13 protein-coding genes are annotated in these 17223 nt (G+C 75.5%); 8 read left to right on the top strand and 5 right to left on the bottom strand.

The genetic code is table 11. The annotated features are described in order from the left end of the window. Positions 1 to 142: 142 nt before the first annotated feature. From STTU_RS01985 to STTU_RS01975, 3 genes are read right to left on the bottom strand one after another with little or no spacing between them, the layout of a single operon-like run. The gene (locus STTU_RS01985; protein WP_007819302.1) at positions 143 to 940 is read right to left on the bottom strand and encodes an ABC transporter ATP-binding protein; all 798 of its coding nucleotides are present in this window, start codon (positions 938 to 940) and stop codon (positions 143 to 145) included. Positions 941 to 948: 8 nt separating this feature from the next. Then, positions 949 to 2073, bottom strand: a complete 1125-nt coding sequence (locus STTU_RS01980) for a FecCD family ABC transporter permease (protein WP_043253808.1) — start codon at positions 2071 to 2073, stop codon at positions 949 to 951. Continuing rightward, positions 2070 to 3077, bottom strand: coding sequence for a FecCD family ABC transporter permease (locus tag STTU_RS01975; protein ID WP_007819300.1), 1008 nt, complete (start codon positions 3075 to 3077; stop codon positions 2070 to 2072). Before STTU_RS01975 ends, STTU_RS01980 begins: the two co-directional genes overlap by 4 nt. A 226-nt stretch (positions 3078 to 3303) precedes the next feature. On the opposite strand from STTU_RS01975, the gene STTU_RS01970 reads away from it, so the two are divergent. From STTU_RS01970 to STTU_RS01940, 7 genes are all read left to right on the top strand, one after another. After that, positions 3304 to 4293: an iron-siderophore ABC transporter substrate-binding protein gene (locus STTU_RS01970; RefSeq protein WP_043253806.1), complete on the top strand. Its 990-nt coding sequence runs from the start codon at positions 3304 to 3306 to the stop codon at positions 4291 to 4293. After that, complete coding sequence (locus tag STTU_RS01965; RefSeq protein ID WP_009070604.1) at positions 4290 to 5078, top strand: 2,3-dihydro-2,3-dihydroxybenzoate dehydrogenase; 789 nt, start codon at positions 4290 to 4292, stop codon at positions 5076 to 5078. The genes STTU_RS01970 and STTU_RS01965 overlap by 4 nt, the downstream gene beginning before the upstream one ends. A gap of 138 nt (positions 5079 to 5216) precedes the next feature. After that, entirely contained in the window at positions 5217 to 6425 is a 1209-nt protein-coding gene (locus tag STTU_RS01960; RefSeq protein ID WP_007819297.1) for an isochorismate synthase, read from the top strand. Beyond that, positions 6422 to 8101, top strand: a complete 1680-nt coding sequence (locus STTU_RS01955) for a (2,3-dihydroxybenzoyl)adenylate synthase (protein WP_043253798.1) — start codon at positions 6422 to 6424, stop codon at positions 8099 to 8101. Before STTU_RS01960 ends, STTU_RS01955 begins: the two co-directional genes overlap by 4 nt. Positions 8102 to 8179: 78 nt before the next feature. Then, a complete protein-coding gene (locus STTU_RS01950) occupies positions 8180 to 8812 on the top strand; it encodes an isochorismatase family protein (RefSeq protein ID WP_043253795.1) in 633 nt (210 codons plus the stop codon). After that, on the top strand, positions 8812 to 9048 hold the full coding sequence (locus STTU_RS01945; RefSeq protein ID WP_007819293.1) for a phosphopantetheine-binding protein: 237 nt from the start codon (positions 8812 to 8814) through the stop codon (positions 9046 to 9048). Before STTU_RS01950 ends, STTU_RS01945 begins: the two co-directional genes overlap by 1 nt. Beyond that, positions 9045 to 12989 carry a non-ribosomal peptide synthetase gene (locus tag STTU_RS01940; RefSeq protein ID WP_043253793.1) on the top strand — a complete coding sequence of 1315 codons (3945 nt, stop codon included), beginning with the start codon at positions 9045 to 9047 and terminating at the stop codon, positions 12987 to 12989. Before STTU_RS01945 ends, STTU_RS01940 begins: the two co-directional genes overlap by 4 nt. 127 nt (positions 12990 to 13116) lie before the next feature. Here STTU_RS01940 and fes read toward each other — a convergent pair whose 3' ends face one another. Beyond that, positions 13117 to 14586: an enterochelin esterase gene (gene fes, locus STTU_RS01935; RefSeq protein ID WP_007819290.1), complete on the bottom strand. Its 1470-nt coding sequence runs from the start codon at positions 14584 to 14586 to the stop codon at positions 13117 to 13119. 352 nt (positions 14587 to 14938) lie between these two features. Here fes and STTU_RS01930 point away from each other — a divergent pair, with 352 nt between their 5' ends. Next, the gene (locus STTU_RS01930) at positions 14939 to 15994 is read left to right on the top strand and encodes a YncE family protein (RefSeq protein WP_007819288.1); all 1056 of its coding nucleotides are present in this window, start codon (positions 14939 to 14941) and stop codon (positions 15992 to 15994) included. 44 nt (positions 15995 to 16038) lie between these two features. Here STTU_RS01930 and tsaD read toward each other — a convergent pair whose 3' ends face one another. Next, complete coding sequence (gene tsaD / locus STTU_RS01925; RefSeq protein WP_007819287.1) at positions 16039 to 17076, bottom strand: tRNA (adenosine(37)-N6)-threonylcarbamoyltransferase complex transferase subunit TsaD; 1038 nt, start codon at positions 17074 to 17076, stop codon at positions 16039 to 16041. Between the last annotated feature and the right edge of the window lie 147 nt (positions 17077 to 17223).

Below are 17223 nucleotides of genomic sequence, written 5' to 3'. Positions count from 1 at the left end.
AGCGTCCGGGAACGCGGGGGCGGGCCCGGGCCGCGCGCGCGGTGGTGACGCCTGTGCCGCGCATCTGATGGGGAAGCGCGCGCCGTGCACCTGGTGGTGACGCCTGTGCCGCGCATCTGGTGGTGAAGCGCGCGCCCTGGCGTCACCGCGCCCTCGGTACCACCACGGGAGCGCCGTCGCCGGGGGCGCGGAGGATGTCGGCGTCCAGGCCGTAGACCTCCTTGACGAGCGCTTCGTCGACGACGGCGGACGGTGCGCCCTCCGCCACGATGCGGCCGTCCTTCATCGCGATCAGCAGGTCCGCGCTGCGGGCCGCCGCCGAGAGGTCGTGCAGGACCATCACGACCGTGCGGCCCGCCGCCGCGACCTCGCGGACCAGGCGCAGCACGTCCACGACGTGGCCCGGGTCGAGTGCTGACGTCGGCTCGTCGAGCAGGACGAGCGGGGTGTCCTGGGCGAGGACCATCGCGAGCCAGCAGCGCTGGCGCTGGCCGCCCGAGAGCCGGTCGACGCGCTCCCCGGCGAGGTCCAGCGTCCCCGTCGCGGCGAGCGCGGCCCGTACCGCCTCCTCGTCGGCGCGCGACCACTGCCGCAGCAGGCCCTGGTGCGGGTGGCGGCCGTACCGTACGAGCCCGGCGACCGTCACCGCCTCGGGCGCGCGCGGCGACTGCGGGAGCAGCGCCACGAGGCGGGCCGCGCGGCGCCGGTCGAGCGCCCACAGGTCGGCCCCCGCCGCCCGGACCGTTCCGGCCTCGGCGGGGTGGAGGCGCGCGAGCGTGCGCAACAGGGTCGATTTGCCGCAGCCGTTGGGGCCGACGATCGCGGCGACCTTCCCGCAGGGCACGGTGAGGTCGACGTCCCGGACGACGGGGCGGCCCGGGTAGCTCGCGCGCAAGCCGCTGATCACGAGCCCGGCGGGGGACCCGGTGGTGGTGGTCATGGAAGCGGTCACGCCTTTCCGGAGGTGCGGCCCCGGTCCTGGCGGAGCAGGACCCAGAGCAGGAAGGGGCCGCCGAGCACGCTCGTGACGACCCCGGCGGGTATCTCCACCGGTGCCACGACCCGGCCGAGCGCGTCGGCCGCCGCCACGAGGAACGCGCCGGTCAGCGCCGCGCCCGTGACGGGTACACGGGTCGGCCCGGCGAGCCGCGCCGCGAGCACGGGGGCCGCGAGCGCGACGAAGCCGATCGGCCCGCCGATCCCGACCGCGACCCCCGCGAGCCCCACCGCCACACCGAGCGCGGCGGCGCGCACGCGGCGCGGGTCGGCGCCGAGGGCGGTCGCGGTGTCGTCGTCGAAGCGCAGCAACTGGAGCCGGTGGCCTGCCGCGAGGGCGAGCGGGAGCAGTACCGCGAGGATCACGAGGAGCGGACCGCCCACCGCCCAGTCGCGGCCGTTGAGGCTGCCCACGGTCCACAGGAACACGCCGCCCGCCGTCGCCTGGTTCTGGCGCGACATCACGAGGTCGCTCACCGCGCCGACGAACGTCGAGACGCCGATGCCCGTGACTAGCAGCCGGTACCCGGCGGCGCCCGCCCCGCCCGCGCAGAGCACGACGAGCACGGCGGTCGCCGCCGCGCCGAGTGGCCCGAGCCACCAGGCGCCGAGCATCCCGGTCGTCGATCCCGCGACCGAGGCCACCACGGCCGCCGTCGCGCCCTCGTTGACGCCGACGAGGTCGGGCGTGGCGAGCCGGTTGCCCGCGAGGGTCTGCGTGAGGCACCCCGCGACCCCGAGCGCCGCCCCGACGAGCAGCCCCACGACGATCCGGGGCAGCCGGAACTCCCGCACGACCAGGACGCCCGCCGCGTCCCCCGTCCCGAAGAGCCCCCGCAGGCTCTCCCCGGCGCTCATCCCGGTCGAGCTGGCGAGCACGGCGAGGCACACGACGCCGAGCAGGACCGGCGCGAGGCACAGCGCGAGGAGGACGGAGCGGCGGGGGAGGAGCCAGGAGAGCGCGCCGGTCCGGACGACCGTGCTGTCGGGCGGAGTGACGGAGGGGGAACTGCCGGGGGCGAGGGGGAAGGCGCCGGGGGTGTCCCGTTCCGGCGGAGCCGGTTCGTACGCGCTCATGCCGCCCCCGCCGTGGACAGGCGCGGCGAGCGCGCGATCCAGACGAGCAGCGGGCCGCCGACGAAGGCGAGGAGCACGCTCACCGGGGTCTCCCAGGGGCGGATCACCAGGCGGGCGAGGAGGTCGGCGAAGAGCAGCACGTTCACCGCGAAGAGGGCCGACAGGACGAGTTGCGCCGCGAGCCGGGGACCCGTCAGGGCGCGTGCCGCGTACGGGGCGAGGAGGCCGAGGAAGGCGATCGGGCCCGCGAGGGCCACCGCGCAGCCGGTGAGGAGCGAGACCGCGGCGGCGACCGCGAGCCGTACCCGCCCCGGGTCGTGCCCGAGCGCGCGGGCCGCGTCGTCACCGAGCCCGAGCGCCGAGAGCGGTCGCGCGCACAGCAGGGCGCCCGCGAGACCGAGCGCGGCGAGCGGGGCCAGCAGCACGAGGTCGCCGAGCCGCACCCCGGCGAGCGAGCCGATCGTCCAGTAGCGGTACGTGTCGAACGTCGACTGCGTGCCGAGGAGCACGTACGCGGTGAGCCCGTGGAACGTCGCGCCGAGCGCCGAACCGGTGAGCACGAGCCGCAGCGGCGAGCCCGATGTGCGTCCGCTCGCCGCGAGCAGCAGCACGATCGCGCTCGCCACCGTGCCCCCGAGCAGCGCGCACACCATGAGCCCGCCCGCCGAACCGACCCCGCCCCACGTGAGACCGAGCACGACGGCGAAGGCCGCACCGGAGTTGACGCCGAGAAGGCCCGTCTCGGCGAGCGGATTGCGCGTCGCGGCCTGGAGCAGACACCCCGAGACGCCGAGGCAGCACCCGACGACGAGCGCCGCGAGGGTGCGCGGCAGCCGTACGTCGTGCACGGCGAGCCGCACCTGCGCGTCGGCGCGCGCCGCCGGGTCGCCCGTGAGGTAGTCCCACGCGCGTCCCGGGCCCGTCGAGCCCGTGCCGAACAGGAGCGACAGCAGTCCGAGCGCGAGCACGAGGAGGAGAAGCCCCGCCGCGCTCCACCACACCACCGGCGCGCGGCCCAGGAGCGGCGCGGTGCGCCGACTGGGGGGAGCCGGACGCCCTTGCGTAATGAACATGAGGTTAGCCTAACCTAAGTAACGCGCCGTCCGGTGGGCGGCGCGGCGGGCCGCTCGCTGCCCGAAAACCCCCCGTACGCAGGGAAAACGGCGTCCAGCGCCCCCACGTCCCCGCGGCGGAGCCTCCCCCGTCCCCCTCCCACGGAGATCTCGCCCCATGCCACACCACCCGCTCGCCCCTCGCCCCTCCGCCCGCCGCACGACCCTCCTCGCGGCGCTGCTCGCCGGGGCGGGGCTGCTGACCGCGACCGCCTGCGCGGGCGACGACTCCTCCGACGCGGCCGGTACGGCGAAAGCGGACACGAGCACCGTCAGCATCACCGACGCGACCGGCACGGCCGTGAAGGTGCCCGCGCACCCGCGACGCGTCGTCGTGCTCAGCGAGATGGACCTCGACTCCGCGCTCACCCTCGGCGTCGAACCGGTCGGCCTCACCGCCGCGCGCGGCCAGAAGGGCGCCCCCGGCTACCTCGCCGACAAGGCCGCCAAGATCCCCCTCGTCGGCACCGTGACGGGCCCCGACATCGAGAAGGTCGTCGCCGCCGAGCCGGACGTGATCCTCGCCGGGCAGCTCGCCGACACCCAAGTCCTCGCCCAGCTCAGGAAGGTCGCCCCCACCCTCGTCACGATCGGGAACGACAAGGACTGGAAGTCCTCGCTCACCCTCACCGGCAAGGCCCTCGGCAGGAGCAACGAGGCGGAGAAGTTCCTCTCCGGGTACGACGAGAAGGTCACCGCGCTCAAGAAGGACCTCGGCGCCCGCGCCGGCAGCGAGGTCTCCGTCGCCCGCTACTCCGCCAAGGGCACCGCCGTCATGCAGCAGGGCGTCTTCGTCTCCGACGTCCTGAAGGACCTCGGCTTCACCCGTCCCGGCATCCAGGCGAAGCGCGGCGAGGGCCACTCGACGCCGATCAGCAACGAGAACCTCAAGGAGATCGACGGCGACTGGCTCTTCATCGGCACCCTCGACGCCACGAGCGAGTCCGGACTGCTCCGGCAACTCCAGGCCGAACCCGCCTACCGGGGCCTCAAGGCGGTCAAGGAGAAGCACGCGACCGTCATCGACGGCTCCATGTGGACCAGCCTCGGCGGCGCCCGTGCCGCCGAATCCGTCCTCACCGACATCCGGGAGGCGATGGCCAAGTGAACCCGGCAGAAGGAGAGTTCGCAGGACGGGCCGTCTTCGTCACCGGAGCGGCGCACGGCATCGGCGCCTCGGTCGTCGCCGCCTTCGTACGGGAGGGCGCGCGCGTCTTCGCCACGGACGCCGACGCGGACGGGCTCCGCGCCCTCGCCGCCCGCCGACCGGGCGCCATCACCGCGCACCCGCTCGACGTCACCGACCCGGCGGCCGTCGAAACGGCGGTCGCGACCGCCGAGGACACCCTCGGACCGCTCGACGTCGTCGCCTGCGTCGCCGGCATCCTGCGCACGAGCCCCGTCACCGAACTCACCGACGCCGACTGGTCCGCGAGCCTCGCCGTCAACACGAGCGGCGTCTTCCACGTCACCCGCGCCGCCGCGCGCCGCATGACCCCGCGCGGGCGCGGCGCCCTCGTCACCGTCGCGTCCAACGCCGCCGGCGTCCCACGCGCCGGGATGGCCGCCTACGCCGCCTCGAAGGCCGCGACCGTGATGTACACGAAATGCCTCGGCCTCGAACTCGCCCCCCACGGCATCCGCTGCAACACCGTCTCACCCGGCTCCACACTCACCGCGATGCAGCGCGCCATGTGGGGCGAGGACCAGGAGGCCGGCGCCCGCCGCGTCGTCGAGGGCGACCCCGCCACGTTCCGCACCGGCATCCCCCTCGGCCGCATCGCCGAGCCCGCAGACATCGCGGACGCCGTCACCTTCCTCGCCTCCGACCGCGCACGCCACATCACGATGCACGACCTGTACGTCGACGGAGGCGCGACCTTGCGCGCGTGAGCCACGCGCCCGAGAGCCGCCCCGCACGCCCGGGCCACGACCCCGCGCGTGAGCCGTCCGTCGCCTGCGAGCCACCCGACCTCGTGCGCGACGCACGCGATCCGTCCCCCACGGCACCCCCATCCCCAGGAGGCCCCCATGACCGTCCCCGTGCGCGAACCCCTCACCCGCGCCCCGGAACCCCCCGCCGTCACCCCCGGCGGCGCGACCGCGCTGCTCGACGCCTACCGCCCCGGCGACCGCTTCCTCGCCACGCCCGGACGCACCCTGCTCGGCTCGGGAACCGCCGCCGAGATACCCCACGAACCGGCCGTCCCCCTCGGCGAGCGCGTCCGCCGCGCCCTCGACGCGCGCCGTACCGCCGGAGACCCCGCCCCCGTCGTCCTCGGCTGCCTCCCCTTCCTGCCCGACGCCCCGCCCGCCCTCGCCGTCCCCGCCCGGCTGCGCCGGGGACCCGCCCTGCGCCACGACCCGCTCACCGCGCTCGCACCCCCCGCACCGGCCGCGCCCGGCGGCTGGAAGCTGCGCGAGGTACCCTCCGCCGACGCGTACGCCCGCGCCGTCGACGCGGCCGTCGAGCGGCTGCGCGCGGGCGAGTTCGCGAAGGTCGTCCTCGCCCGCACCCTCGAACTCACCGGGCGCACCGCCCCCGGACTGCCCCTCATGCTCGGCCGCCTCGCCCGCCGCGACCCCGGCGGCTACGCCTTCGCCGTGCCCAGCGCCCCCGGCCGCACGCTCCTCGGCGCGAGCCCCGAACTCCTCGTCGCCCGCCAGGACGGCCGCCTCGTCGCCAACCCCCTCGCCGGCTCGGCCCCGCGCGGCACGGACCTCGCCGAGGACGTGCGCGCCGCCGCCGCACTCCTCGACTCGGCGAAGGACCTCCACGAACACGCCGTCGTCGTCGACGCCGTACGCGCGGCACTCGCCCCGTACTGCGCGCGCATCGAGGTGCCCCCGCGCCCCACCCTCGTCCGCACCGCCACGATGTGGCACCTCTCGACGACCGTCACCGGCGACCTCGCGTCCCCCGCGACGACCGCGCTCGACCTCGCCCAGGCCCTCCACCCCACCCCCGCCGTGTGCGGGACCCCCACCGCGACCGCCCGCCGGGTCATCGCGGCCAGCGAGCCCTTCGACCGCGGCGCCTACACCGGCATGGTCGGCTGGCAGGACGCGGACGGGGACGGCGAGTGGGTCGTGACGCTGCGCTGCGCCGAGGCCGAGGGCGACACCCTGCGCCTCTTCGCGGGCGCCGGAGTCGTCGCCGCCTCGACGGGCGAGGCCGAGGCCGCCGAGACCGCCGCCAAGTTCCGTACCTTCCTCGACGCCGTCGGAGCCGCCCTGTGAGCACCCCGCCCGCCACCGCCCGCACGACCGCGCCGTGCGCCACCACCCCCGGGCTCGACGCGCCCACCTGGCCCGCCGAGACCGCCGCCCGCTACCGCGCCGCCGGGTACTGGCGCGGCGAGTCCTTCGGCGACCTGCTCCGCGCCCGCGCCGCCGCCCACCCGGGGCACCTCGCGCTCGTCGACCCCGCGCCCGCGCGCCGCACCTGGACGTACGCGGAACTCGACGCCCGCGCGGACACGCTCGCCGCCGGGCTCGCCGGACTCGGCATCCGCAAGGGCGACCGCGTCGTCGTGCAACTCCCCAACATCGGCGAGTTCATCGAGACCGTCTACGCGCTCTTCCGCCTCGGCGCCCTCCCCGTCTACGCGCTCCCCGCGCACCGCGAGCGCGAGATCGACCACTTCTGCGCGCTCAGCGAGGCCGTCGCCTACGTCGTCCCCGAGCGCCACGCGGGCTTCGACCACCGCGCCCTCGCCACCCGGATGCGCGCGCGACACCCCGCGCTGCGCCACGTCCTCGTCGTCGGCGACCCCGGCGAGCACACCGCGCTGCGCGACGTCACGGGCGAGCCCGCGGACCTCCCGCCCGGCCCCGACGCGAGCGAACTCGCCTTCCTCCAGCTCTCCGGCGGCACCACCGGCGTCCCCAAGCTCATCCCGCGCACCCACGACGACTACGCCTACTCGCTGCGCGGCTCCAACGAGATCTGCGGCGTCGACGCGCGCACCCGCTTCCTCGTCGTGCTCCCCGCGGCGCACAACTTCCCGATGAGCAGCCCCGGCTGGCTCGGCGTGCTGCTCGCGGGCGGCACCGTCGTGCTGAGCCCGGCGCCCGACCCGGGGACGGCGTTCCCGCTCGTCGAGCGCGAGGGGATCACGATGACCGGCATGGTGCCGCCGCTCGCCCTCGTGTGGACCGAGGCGGCGCCCTCGACCCCGTACGACCTCACGAGCCTCGACCTGGTCCTCGTCGGCGGCGCCAAGTTCGGCGCCCACGCGGCGCGGCGCATGCTGCCGGCGCTCGGCGCGCGGCTCATGCAGGTCTTCGGGATGGCCGAGGGACTCGTCAACTACACGCGCCTGGACGACGACGTGGAGACCGTGCTCACGACGCAGGGCCGCCCCATCTCGCCCGACGACGAGATACGGGTCGTGGACGACGCCGGGCACGAGGTGCCGGACGGCACGGTCGGCCACCTGCTCACCCGCGGCCCGTACACGATCCGCGGCTACTGGCGCGCGCCCGAGCACAACGCGCGCGTCTTCGACGCGGAGGGCTGGTACCGCACCGGGGACCTCGTACGGCGGCTGCCGAGCGGGCACCTCGTCGTCGAGGGCCGCGCGAAGGACCAGATCAACCGGGGCGGCGAGAAGTTCGCGCCCGAGGAGGTCGAGAACGTCCTCCTCGGCCACCCCGCCGTCCTCGACGCCTCCGTGATCGGCGTGCCCGACGACTACCTCGGCGAGCGCTCGCTCGCGTACGTCATCCCGCGCGCGGGCGCCGAAGTGCCGGGGGCCGCGGCGCTCAAGCGGTACGTGCGCGAGTCGGGGCTCGCCGCGTTCAAGGTGCCCGACAGGTTCGCCTTCGTGGACGCCTTCCCGCAGACGGGGATCGGGAAGGTGAGCAAGAAGGGGCAGCGGGCGGGGGCGGGGGGTGTGGGGGATCGGGGGTGAACGGCCCCCTCCCGCCCGGGGGGGGCGACCCCCATACCAGTCTCCCGCACCACGCACCCCCCACCCGAAAGGCCCCCCATGCCCCTCCCCACCGCCGTCACCTACCCCCACCCCACCCCCGCCGAGCTGCCCGCCAACCGGGTCGACTGGCTGCTCGACCCCTCCCGCGCCGCCCTCCTCGTCCACGACCTGCAACACCACTTCCTGCGCTGCTTCCCCCCGGGCACCGAGCCCCTCACCGGCCTCATCGACCGCACGGCCCGCCTCATCGAGGCCGCCCGCGCCGCCGGGATGCCCGTGATCCACACCGCCCAGCGCGGTGGCCAGACCCCCGCACAGCGCGGACTCCAGCTCGACTTCTGGGGCCCCGGCGTCCCCGCCGACCCCGCCGCGCACGGCAGTCCCGAGCGCGTCGCCCCCGCCGGGGACGACATCCGGCTCACCAAGTGGAAGTACAGCGCCTTCGCCCGTACCGACCTGGAGGAACAGCTGCGCGCCGCCGGGCGCGACCAGCTCGTCGTCACCGGTGTCTACGCCCACATCGGCGTCCTCATGACAGCCGCCGACGCCTGGTCCAGGGACCTGCGCGCCTTCGTCGCGGCCGACGCGGTCGCCGACTTCTCGCGCGAGGACCACGACATGGCGCTGCGCTGGGCGGCGGGCCGCTGCGCCCGCGTCGCCCCCACCGCCGACCTGCTGAAGGAATTCTGATGCCGCACCCCACCCTCACCCCCGAACTGATCCGCGCCGACGTCGCCGACGCGCTCGGCGAGGACCCGGCCGACGTCCCCCTCGACGAGAACCTCCTCGACCACGGGCTCGACTCCGTGCGCCTCATGAGCCTCCTGGAGGGCTGGCGCCGCGAGCACGGCGTCGAAGCGGGCTTCGCCGACCTCGCGGAGGACCCCGTCATCACCGCCTGGACCGGCCTCCTGGGGGCGAAGTGAGCACCACGACGAGCACCACGGCGCGCGCGGCCACACCCGCCGCCGCGCACGCGGGCCCCACCGCCACCGGCCTCCCCCTCACCGCCGCGCAGACCGGCATGTACTACGCGCAGGCCCTCGACCCCGGCAGCCCCGCGCAGAGCACCGCCGAGTGCCTCGCGATCGACGGCCCCCTCGACCCGCACCTCTTCCACGCCGCGCTGCGCCGCGTCACCGCCGAGACCGACAGCCTCCGCCTGCGCTTCACCGAGACCCCCGAGGGCCCCCGTCAGCACCTCGCCGCCGAGGTCGAACCTCCGCTGCTCGTACGGGACTTCCGTGACGACGGCGGCGAGGACGCGGCCCGCGCCCGGCTGCGCGCCGACCTCGCCGAGCCCTTCGACCTCGTCACCGGGCCGCTCTTCCGGCACGCCCTGCTCCGCGTCGGCGAGGAGCGCTGGCTGTGGTACCAGTGCGTGCACCACCTCGTCATGGACGGGTACGGCTACTCGCTCCTCGTGCGCCGCACCGCCGAGGTGTACTCGGCGCTCGCGGCCGGGGAGGAACCGGCACCGCGCGCCTTCGGCACCCTCGCCGAACTCCTCGCGCTCGACGAGGAGTACCGCACGGGACCCGACCGGGACACCGACCGCGCCTACTGGACGGGCGCCTTCGCCGACCGCCCCGAGGCCCCCCTCCTCGCGGGCCGCTCCGCGCTCCCCTCGCGCACCTTCCTGCGCCGCACCGCGCACCTCACTCCCGAGGACACCGCACGCCTGCACGCCCTCGCCCGCGCGCTCAAGGCCACCTGGCCCGACGTCCTCCTCGCCGCGCAGGCCCTCCACGTCTCGCGCACCACCGCGCGCGAGGACGTCGTGCTCGGGCTGCCGCTCATGGGCCGGCTCGGCTCCGCGGCGCTGCGCGTGCCGGGCATGGTCATGAACGTCGTGCCGCTGCGGCTGCGCGTCGACCCGGCGGAGAGCTTCGCGCGGCTCGTGCGGCGCGTCGTCACCGGGGTGCGCGAGGCGCGCCGCCACCAGCGCTACCGGTACGAGGACCTGCGCCGCGACCTCGGCCTGCTCGGCGCGGGCCGCGCGCTCACCGGGCCGCTCGTCAACGTCATGCCCTTCGACTACGGCGCGACCTTCGCCGGTGCCCCCGCCCGCGCCGAGAACCTCTCGGCCGGGCCCGTCGACGACCTCAGCGTGCACGTCTACGACCGCGCCGACGGACGCGGACTGCGCATCGACCACGACGCCAACCCCGCCCTCCACGACGAGACGGCACTCGCCGCCCACCAGGACCGCTTCCTCGCCCTCCTGCGCCGCCTCGCCACGAGCGACCCCGAGACCCCCACGGCCCACCACCCCCTCGCCACCGACGAGGAACTGCGCCTCGTCCTCGACGAGTTCAACGCCACCGAGCGCGCCCTCCCGCCCACGACCCTCATCGGCCCGATCGAGGCACGGGCCGCCCACACCCCCGACGCACCCGCCCTCGTCCTCGGCGACACCGTCCTCTCGTACGCGGAACTCACCGCGCGCGCCAACCGTCTCGCCCACCACCTCACCACCCTCGGCGCCGCTCCCGGGGCCACCGTCGCCGTCTCGCTGCCGCGCTCGGTGGACCTCGTCGTGGCCCTCGTCGCCGTCCTCAAGACCGGCGCCGCCTACCTCCCGCTCGACCCCGAATACCCGGCCGAGCGGCTGGAGTTCATGCTCGCCGACGCGACCCCCGTGTGCGCGCTCACCGACACGGACGGACGCCTGCCGCGAAACGCCCCCGTCCCCGTACTGCCGCTCGACACACTCGACACGCGCGCGTACCCCGCGTGCGACCCGCCCCGTGCCCTCACGCGGCACCACCCCGCGTACGTCCTGTACACCTCGGGATCGACGGGCCGCCCCAAGGGCGTCGTCGTGTCCCACGCGGCGATCGACAACCGGCTCCGGTGGATGCAGGGCACGTACCCGCTCGCGCCGGGCGACCGCGTGCTCCAGAAGACGCCCTCGTCGTTCGACGTGTCCGTGTGGGAGTTCTTCTGGCCGCTGCGCGAAGGCGCGACGCTCGTCCTCGCCGAACCGGGGGCGCACAAGGACCCGCGCCGCATCGGTGAACTGATCACCCAACACACCGTCAACGTCTGCCACTTCGTGCCGTCGATGCTCCAGGCGTTCCTCGCCGAGGGGGAGCCCGCGCGGTGCGTGAGCCTGCGGGACGTCTTCGCGAGCGGCGAAGCGCTCTCGCGCGAGTCCGCCGACACCTTCGCGCGCGTCCTGCCGGGCGCGCGCCTGCACAACCTCTACGGGCCGACCGAGGCGGCCGTCGACGTCACCCACCACACGTGCGTGCCGGGGGACACGGGGCCCGTCCCGCTCGGCCGCCCCGTCTGGAACACCCGCCTCTACGTGCTCGACGCCGCGGGACAGCCCTGCCCGCCCGGAGTGCCCGGCGAACTGCACCTCGCCGGAAGGCAGTTGGCGAACGGCTACCTCGCGCGCCCCGAACTCACCGCCGCCCGCTTCCCCGTCGACCCCTACGGCCCGCCCGGCACCCGCATGTACCGCACGGGCGACCTCGCACAGTGGACGCCCGAGGGCGAGATCCTCTACCTCGGCCGCACCGACCACCAGGTGAAGCTGCGCGGCCAGCGCATCGAACTCGGCGAGATCGAGGCCGCGTTGAGCGCCCTGCCCGGGGTCGACGGAGCGTGCGCGCTCGTCCGCGAGGACACACCGGGGGACCAGCGGCTCATCGGGTACGTGACGGGCGGGGCCGACCCGGCGGCACTCCGTACCGCGCTCGGCCGCACCCTGCCCGCCCACATGGTGCCCGCCGCCGTGCTCCGGGTCGACGCCTTCCCGCTCGGCCCGGCGGGCAAGCTCGACCGCAAGGCGCTCCCCGCCCCGGTCTTCACCGGCTCGGGAGCGGAGCGCGCCCCCGCGAGCCCGGAGGAGGACACCCTCGTCCGCCTCTTCCGCGACGTCCTCGATGTCCCCGACGCGGGCCCCGACGACGCCTTCTTCGACCTTGGCGGCTCCTCGCTCCTCGCGGTCCGGCTCGTCGGCCGGATACGGGACGAACTCGGCGTCGAGCCGACACTCGGCAGCCTCTTCGAGTCCCCCACGCCCGCCGCACTCGCCGCCCGCCTCACCGCCACAGGCCCCCTCTCCCGTGCCGCGCTCTCCACGGTGCTCCCCCTGCGCGCGAGCGGCGAGGGCCCCGCGCTCTTCGCGATCCACCCCGCGGGCGGCCTCGCCTGGTGCTACGCGGCCCTCTCCACGCTCCTCGGCCCCGGGCAGCGCCTCCACGGCATCCAGGCACGCGGCCTCGACGGGCCCGCCCCGCTCCCGGTGAGCCTGGAGGAGGAGGCCGCCGACTACGTACGCGAGATCCGCGCGCTCCAGCCGCACGGCCCGTACCGCCTCCTCGGCTGGTCCGTGGGCGGCGTGCTCGCGCACACGGTCGCGACGCTGCTCCAGGAGGCGGGCGAGAAGGTCGATCTGCTCGCCCTCCTCGACGCCTTCCCCGCCGAGCAGTGGCGCGACAACCCCGCCCCCGAAGAGGGCGACGCGCTCACGGCGGTGCTCCGCATGGCGGGCATCGAACGCACCGCGGAACGCACGAAGGAGGACGTCATGGCCACGCTGGCGCAGGGCGGCAGCCCCCTCGCGGGCCTCGCCGACGACACCCTCGCGCGCATCGTCGACATCGTCCCCAACCACGCCCGCCTGATGCGCGCCCACACCCACCGCCGCCCCTTCGAGGGAAACGTCCTCTTCTTCACGGCGGCGACCCCGCGCCCCCAGCACTGGCTCCACCACACGGCGTGGCGCCCCCACGTGCACGGAACGATCGAGAACCACGACCTCCCCTGCACCCACCCCCAACTGCTCACGGCCGAAACGCTGGAGACGATCGCGGAGACGCTGAGGGGGCGGCTGGAGGAGTTGAGGGGGTAACGCCGACGCCAGGAGGGGGCTGGGAGGGGAGAGCGCCGGGGAGCGGGGGAGCGGGGGAGCGGGGGCCCCTGCCCTCGGGCGCCCCGAGCACGGCGCCACCCCCGCGCGTCCGCGTCGGCCCCCGGCGTTACAGCGCCGCGCCCGGAGCCGTCCGGGCGTGTGCCGCCGCGCCCGGCAGTCCCGCATTCGCCGCCTCCGCAGCCCGCGCCTCGCCACCCGAGTCCACCGGCTCCGAGACCACAGACTCCGGGGCCACGGACTCCGGGGCCACGGGCCCCGGGACCAGTTCCGGCAGCCCCGCCGCCAGTTCCGAACGCCAGCACAGGTAGTCGTGGCCGCCGTTGAACTCGTGGTACCCGGCGTCCTCGTAACCCGCTTCCGCGAGGGCCGTGCGCAGGCGGCGGGCCGCCGGGAGCGCGACCCATTCCTGGCGTCCGAAGGAGAGCCGGAAGCGGACGGGGCGGCGCGGGGCGGAGGCGATCGAGCGGGTCAGCCACTCGGCGTCGGGGCCGTTCGGCCACCAGAAGGAGCCCGACTGGGCGAGGACGTTGCCGAAACGGTGCGGGGCGGCCAGCGCGGCCCACGCGGCCGTCAGGCCGCCGAGGCTCTGGCCCGCGATCACCGTACGCGCCGGGTCCGTCGTGAGCGGCAGCCGCTCGGCCGCCCACGGGATCAAGTCCTCGGTGAGGAAGGCCAGATACTCCGGGCGGCAGGTCAGCTCCGCCCACCGCGTGTCCGCGTCGACGGAATCCGGCAGGAGGGCGGCCATGGGCGGCACGAGACCGGCCGCGATCAGCCCGTCCAGCAGCCCCGCCACACCGAGCACGGGCCCCCAGTGCTCCCCGTCGAGCAGGACGAGCAGCGGGAGCCCGGAGCCGGGAAGGGCCGTACCCCGCCCGGAGCCGGGAAGGGCCGTACCCCCGCCGTTCGCCGGACCCGCGACCACGGCATCCGCGCCGGCCGGCGTGTAGAGCCACGTCCGCCGCGTCCCGCCCAGGCGGGCGCTCGGCACCGCGTGCGCGCTCAGCGTGCCGCGCTCTCCCGCCGGGCACGGGAGCGACCAGGCGTCCTGCGCCGGTGCCTGCGGCAACGCCGCCCAGTGCAGCGGCTCGCCACCCCAGCGGCGCGGCAGCGTACGGGAGTTGAACGGATCGGCGCGGCGGCGGGTACGCAACCAGGCCGCGTACTCCGGCGAGCCGGACGCCGGGCCCCCGCCCTCGTCGACCAGCAGGTCGTACGTGCCCTGCCAGTCCGCGCCGAGCCGCAGCGTCACGTGCCACACATCCGTGTCCGGCACCCGCTCCATCAGCGTGGCGCGCGGATCGTGCGGGTCGGCGAGCTTGTTGGGCACGGCCTGCACCGCGCGGGTCCCCGGTCCGCCGCGCCACAGGAAGGTGACGCCCCTGTGTGCCGGATCGCCCAGGGGGTCGGGCCCCACGACGGGCGTGCCGCGCCGGGCCACCTCCGCCCAGAAGTCCTCCGTCGCCGCCCCGGGCCCCGGCAGGGGCAGCGCCGCGCCGCCGACGCGGGGGACCGGCGTCGGGCGCGGGACGCGCGGCGGGTGCCGCAGCGCGCTGGGCGGGGGAGAGGCGAACATGGCGCTTCCTTTCGGTCCTGGACGCGGCGGACCCGTAAAGATCAGATGGGCATGGTTAGGCTAGCCTAAGTTCACGAGAGAGCGGCCGTAGGGCTTCCCTCGCCCCGCTGCGCCTTTCCTGCCGCCGCCGCCCGGGTGACCCGACCTCAGAAGTTCGATCCCTCACGCCTCAGGGCGCTCCGCACCCGTACGGGGCGCCCTGAGGCGTGCCCGCAACTTCCCTTCATCGAAAGGAGGTTGAGTGGCGCTTGTGGTGGACGACACACTCTCTTCTTGATCGAAGTTAGGTAAGCCTAAGCTAACTTTATGGAGCGCGCCCCGCTCCGGAGCGCCCTTTCAGAAGGAGACCCGCATGTCCGTTCTCGTCCCCCGTCTGCGCCGCGCCGCCGCCGTGACCGTCGCCTGCGCCGCCGGTGCCACGCTCTTCGCCACGGGTACCGCCCAGGCGCACGGCAAGGGCCACGCCCCGGCGCCGAGGACGACCGTCGCGCCGCTCGCGACCGGCCTCTACCAGTCCGCCTACTCGGAGCGGAACCACGTGCTGTGGGCCACGACCGCCGTGGGCCGGCCTCCCGTCACGCAGTCGGCGCTGCTCAAGGTCGACCCGGTGACCCTCGCGGTCAGGGCCACCTACGAGGCCCCCGTCACCGACACCGCGACCGGCGCCCGCCAGGCCGTCTACGGGGTCGCCGTGGACGACGAGCACAACACGGTGTGGACCACCAACACCCGTGACAACTCCGTCTCCGCCTACAGCCAGCGCACCGGCAAGCTCCTCGCCACGGTCGGCGACGTGGCGCACAGCCGCGAGATCGTCGTGGACGAGGCGCACGACACCGTGTGGGCCAGCGGCAACGGCGCCGGGACTCTCGTGGGGATCGACACCAAGACCTTCAAGGAGAAGAAGCGCGTCACCGTCGAGGGCGCGGGCCCGGCCGGACTCGCCGTCAACGAGCGCACCGGCGCCCTGTACGCGACGGACCTCGGCAACGACCGCATCATCGAGGTCGACCGGGGTTCCTCGCGGCCCCGTTTCATCCCCGTGGGCCAGGGGCCGATCTCGGTGAGCCTGTCCAAGGACGGCCGCACCGCGTACACCGCCAACCAGACCGGCGGCGACGTCTCCGTGGTCGACCTGCGCAAGGGCGTCGTGACCAAGTCCGTGCCCACGGGCGAGGGCCCCCTCTCGGTCGCCACCGACACCCGTACGGGCAACGTCCTCGTCGCCAACCGGACCGCCGCGACCGTCTCGGTCGTGAACCCCCGCCAGGGCAAGGTCGTCGACTCCGTCGCCGTCAACGCCAACCCCAACCACGTCGAGATCAAGGGCGGTTACGCCTTCGTCGTCGACAAGTCCGGCGCCGCGGACGGCAAGGACACGCTCACCCGCATCCGCCTCGGCCGCTGAGCGGTGACCGGGCGCCCCGGGAGTCCCCCGGGGCGCCCGGCGCATCAGCCCCTGCCCACCGGGTGCAGCGCCGCGTACTCCAGCGGCGCCGAGGGATCGACCGAGACGTCGAGCGGCGCGGGCTCCGCTCCCGCCCGCACGAGGAGGTCCCCCACTGCCGCGATCATCGCCCCGTTGTCCGTGCACAGCCGCAGGGGCGGTACGCGCAGCTCGATCCCGGCGGCGCGGCAGCGCTCCTCGGCGAGCGCGCGGACCCGTGAGTTCGCGGCGACTCCGCCGACCACGACGAGCGTGCCCACGCCGTGTTCCGCGCAGGCCGCCACCGCCTTGCGCGTCAGCGTGTCCGCGACCGCCTCCTGAAGCGCCGCGGCGCCGTCGGCGACCGGCAGCACCCCTCCCGCGTGCCGCTCCGCCCAGCGTGCCGCCGCCGTCTTGAGCCCCGAGAACGAGAAGTCGTGACCGCCGAGCAGCGGGCGCGGGAAGACCACCGCGCCCGGATCGCCCTCGCGCGCGGCCCGGTCGATGGCCGGACCGCCCGGGTACGGCAGCCCGAAGACGCGCGCCACCTTGTCGAAGCACTCGCCCGCCGCGTCGTCCAGCGTGTCCCCGAGGTGCGCGATCGGCTCCCGCGCCAGGTCCCGCACGAGCAGCAGTGAGGTGTGCCCGCCCGAGACGATGAGCACGACGCAGGGCGAGGGGAGCGGCCCGTGCTCCAGCGTGTCCGCCGCGACGTGACCCGCGAGGTGGTGCACCCCGTGCAGCGGCACGCCGAGCCCGTACGCGAGGCCCTTCGCCGCCGCGAGGCCCACCTGGAGCGCCCCGGCCAGACCCGGACCCGTCGTGACCGCGACCGCGTCGATGTCCCGCGCCCGCACCCCCGCCTCGTCGAGCGCGCGCCGGATCACCGGGCGCACCGCGTGCACGTGCGCCCGCGCGGCGATCTCGGGCACGACACCGCCGTAGCGCGCGTGCGCGTCCATGCTCGACGCCACCGCGTGCCCGAGGAGCCTGCCGTCCCTGACCAGGCCCGCGCCGGTCTCGTCGCAGGAGGACTCGATGCCCAGTACGAGCGGAGCGGTCACCCCGCACCTCTTTCCCGTCGGTGTCCCGGCGGTCTCCCCGCCCGTGACGCATATTGTTTGCTGTTGCGCATAGTGTGCAACAAGCTCGCGACCCCGCACGCACCCCCAGGTCACACCCCCGTAGGCTGGGCGGGCACCAGCCCCGAC

Source organism: Streptomyces sp. Tu6071, assembly GCF_000213055.1.
Lineage (GTDB): Bacteria > Actinomycetota > Actinomycetes > Streptomycetales > Streptomycetaceae > Streptomyces > Streptomyces evansiae.
The sequence above is the reverse complement of the archived record's forward strand: the minus strand, read 5'-3'. Positions and strand labels throughout refer to the sequence as shown.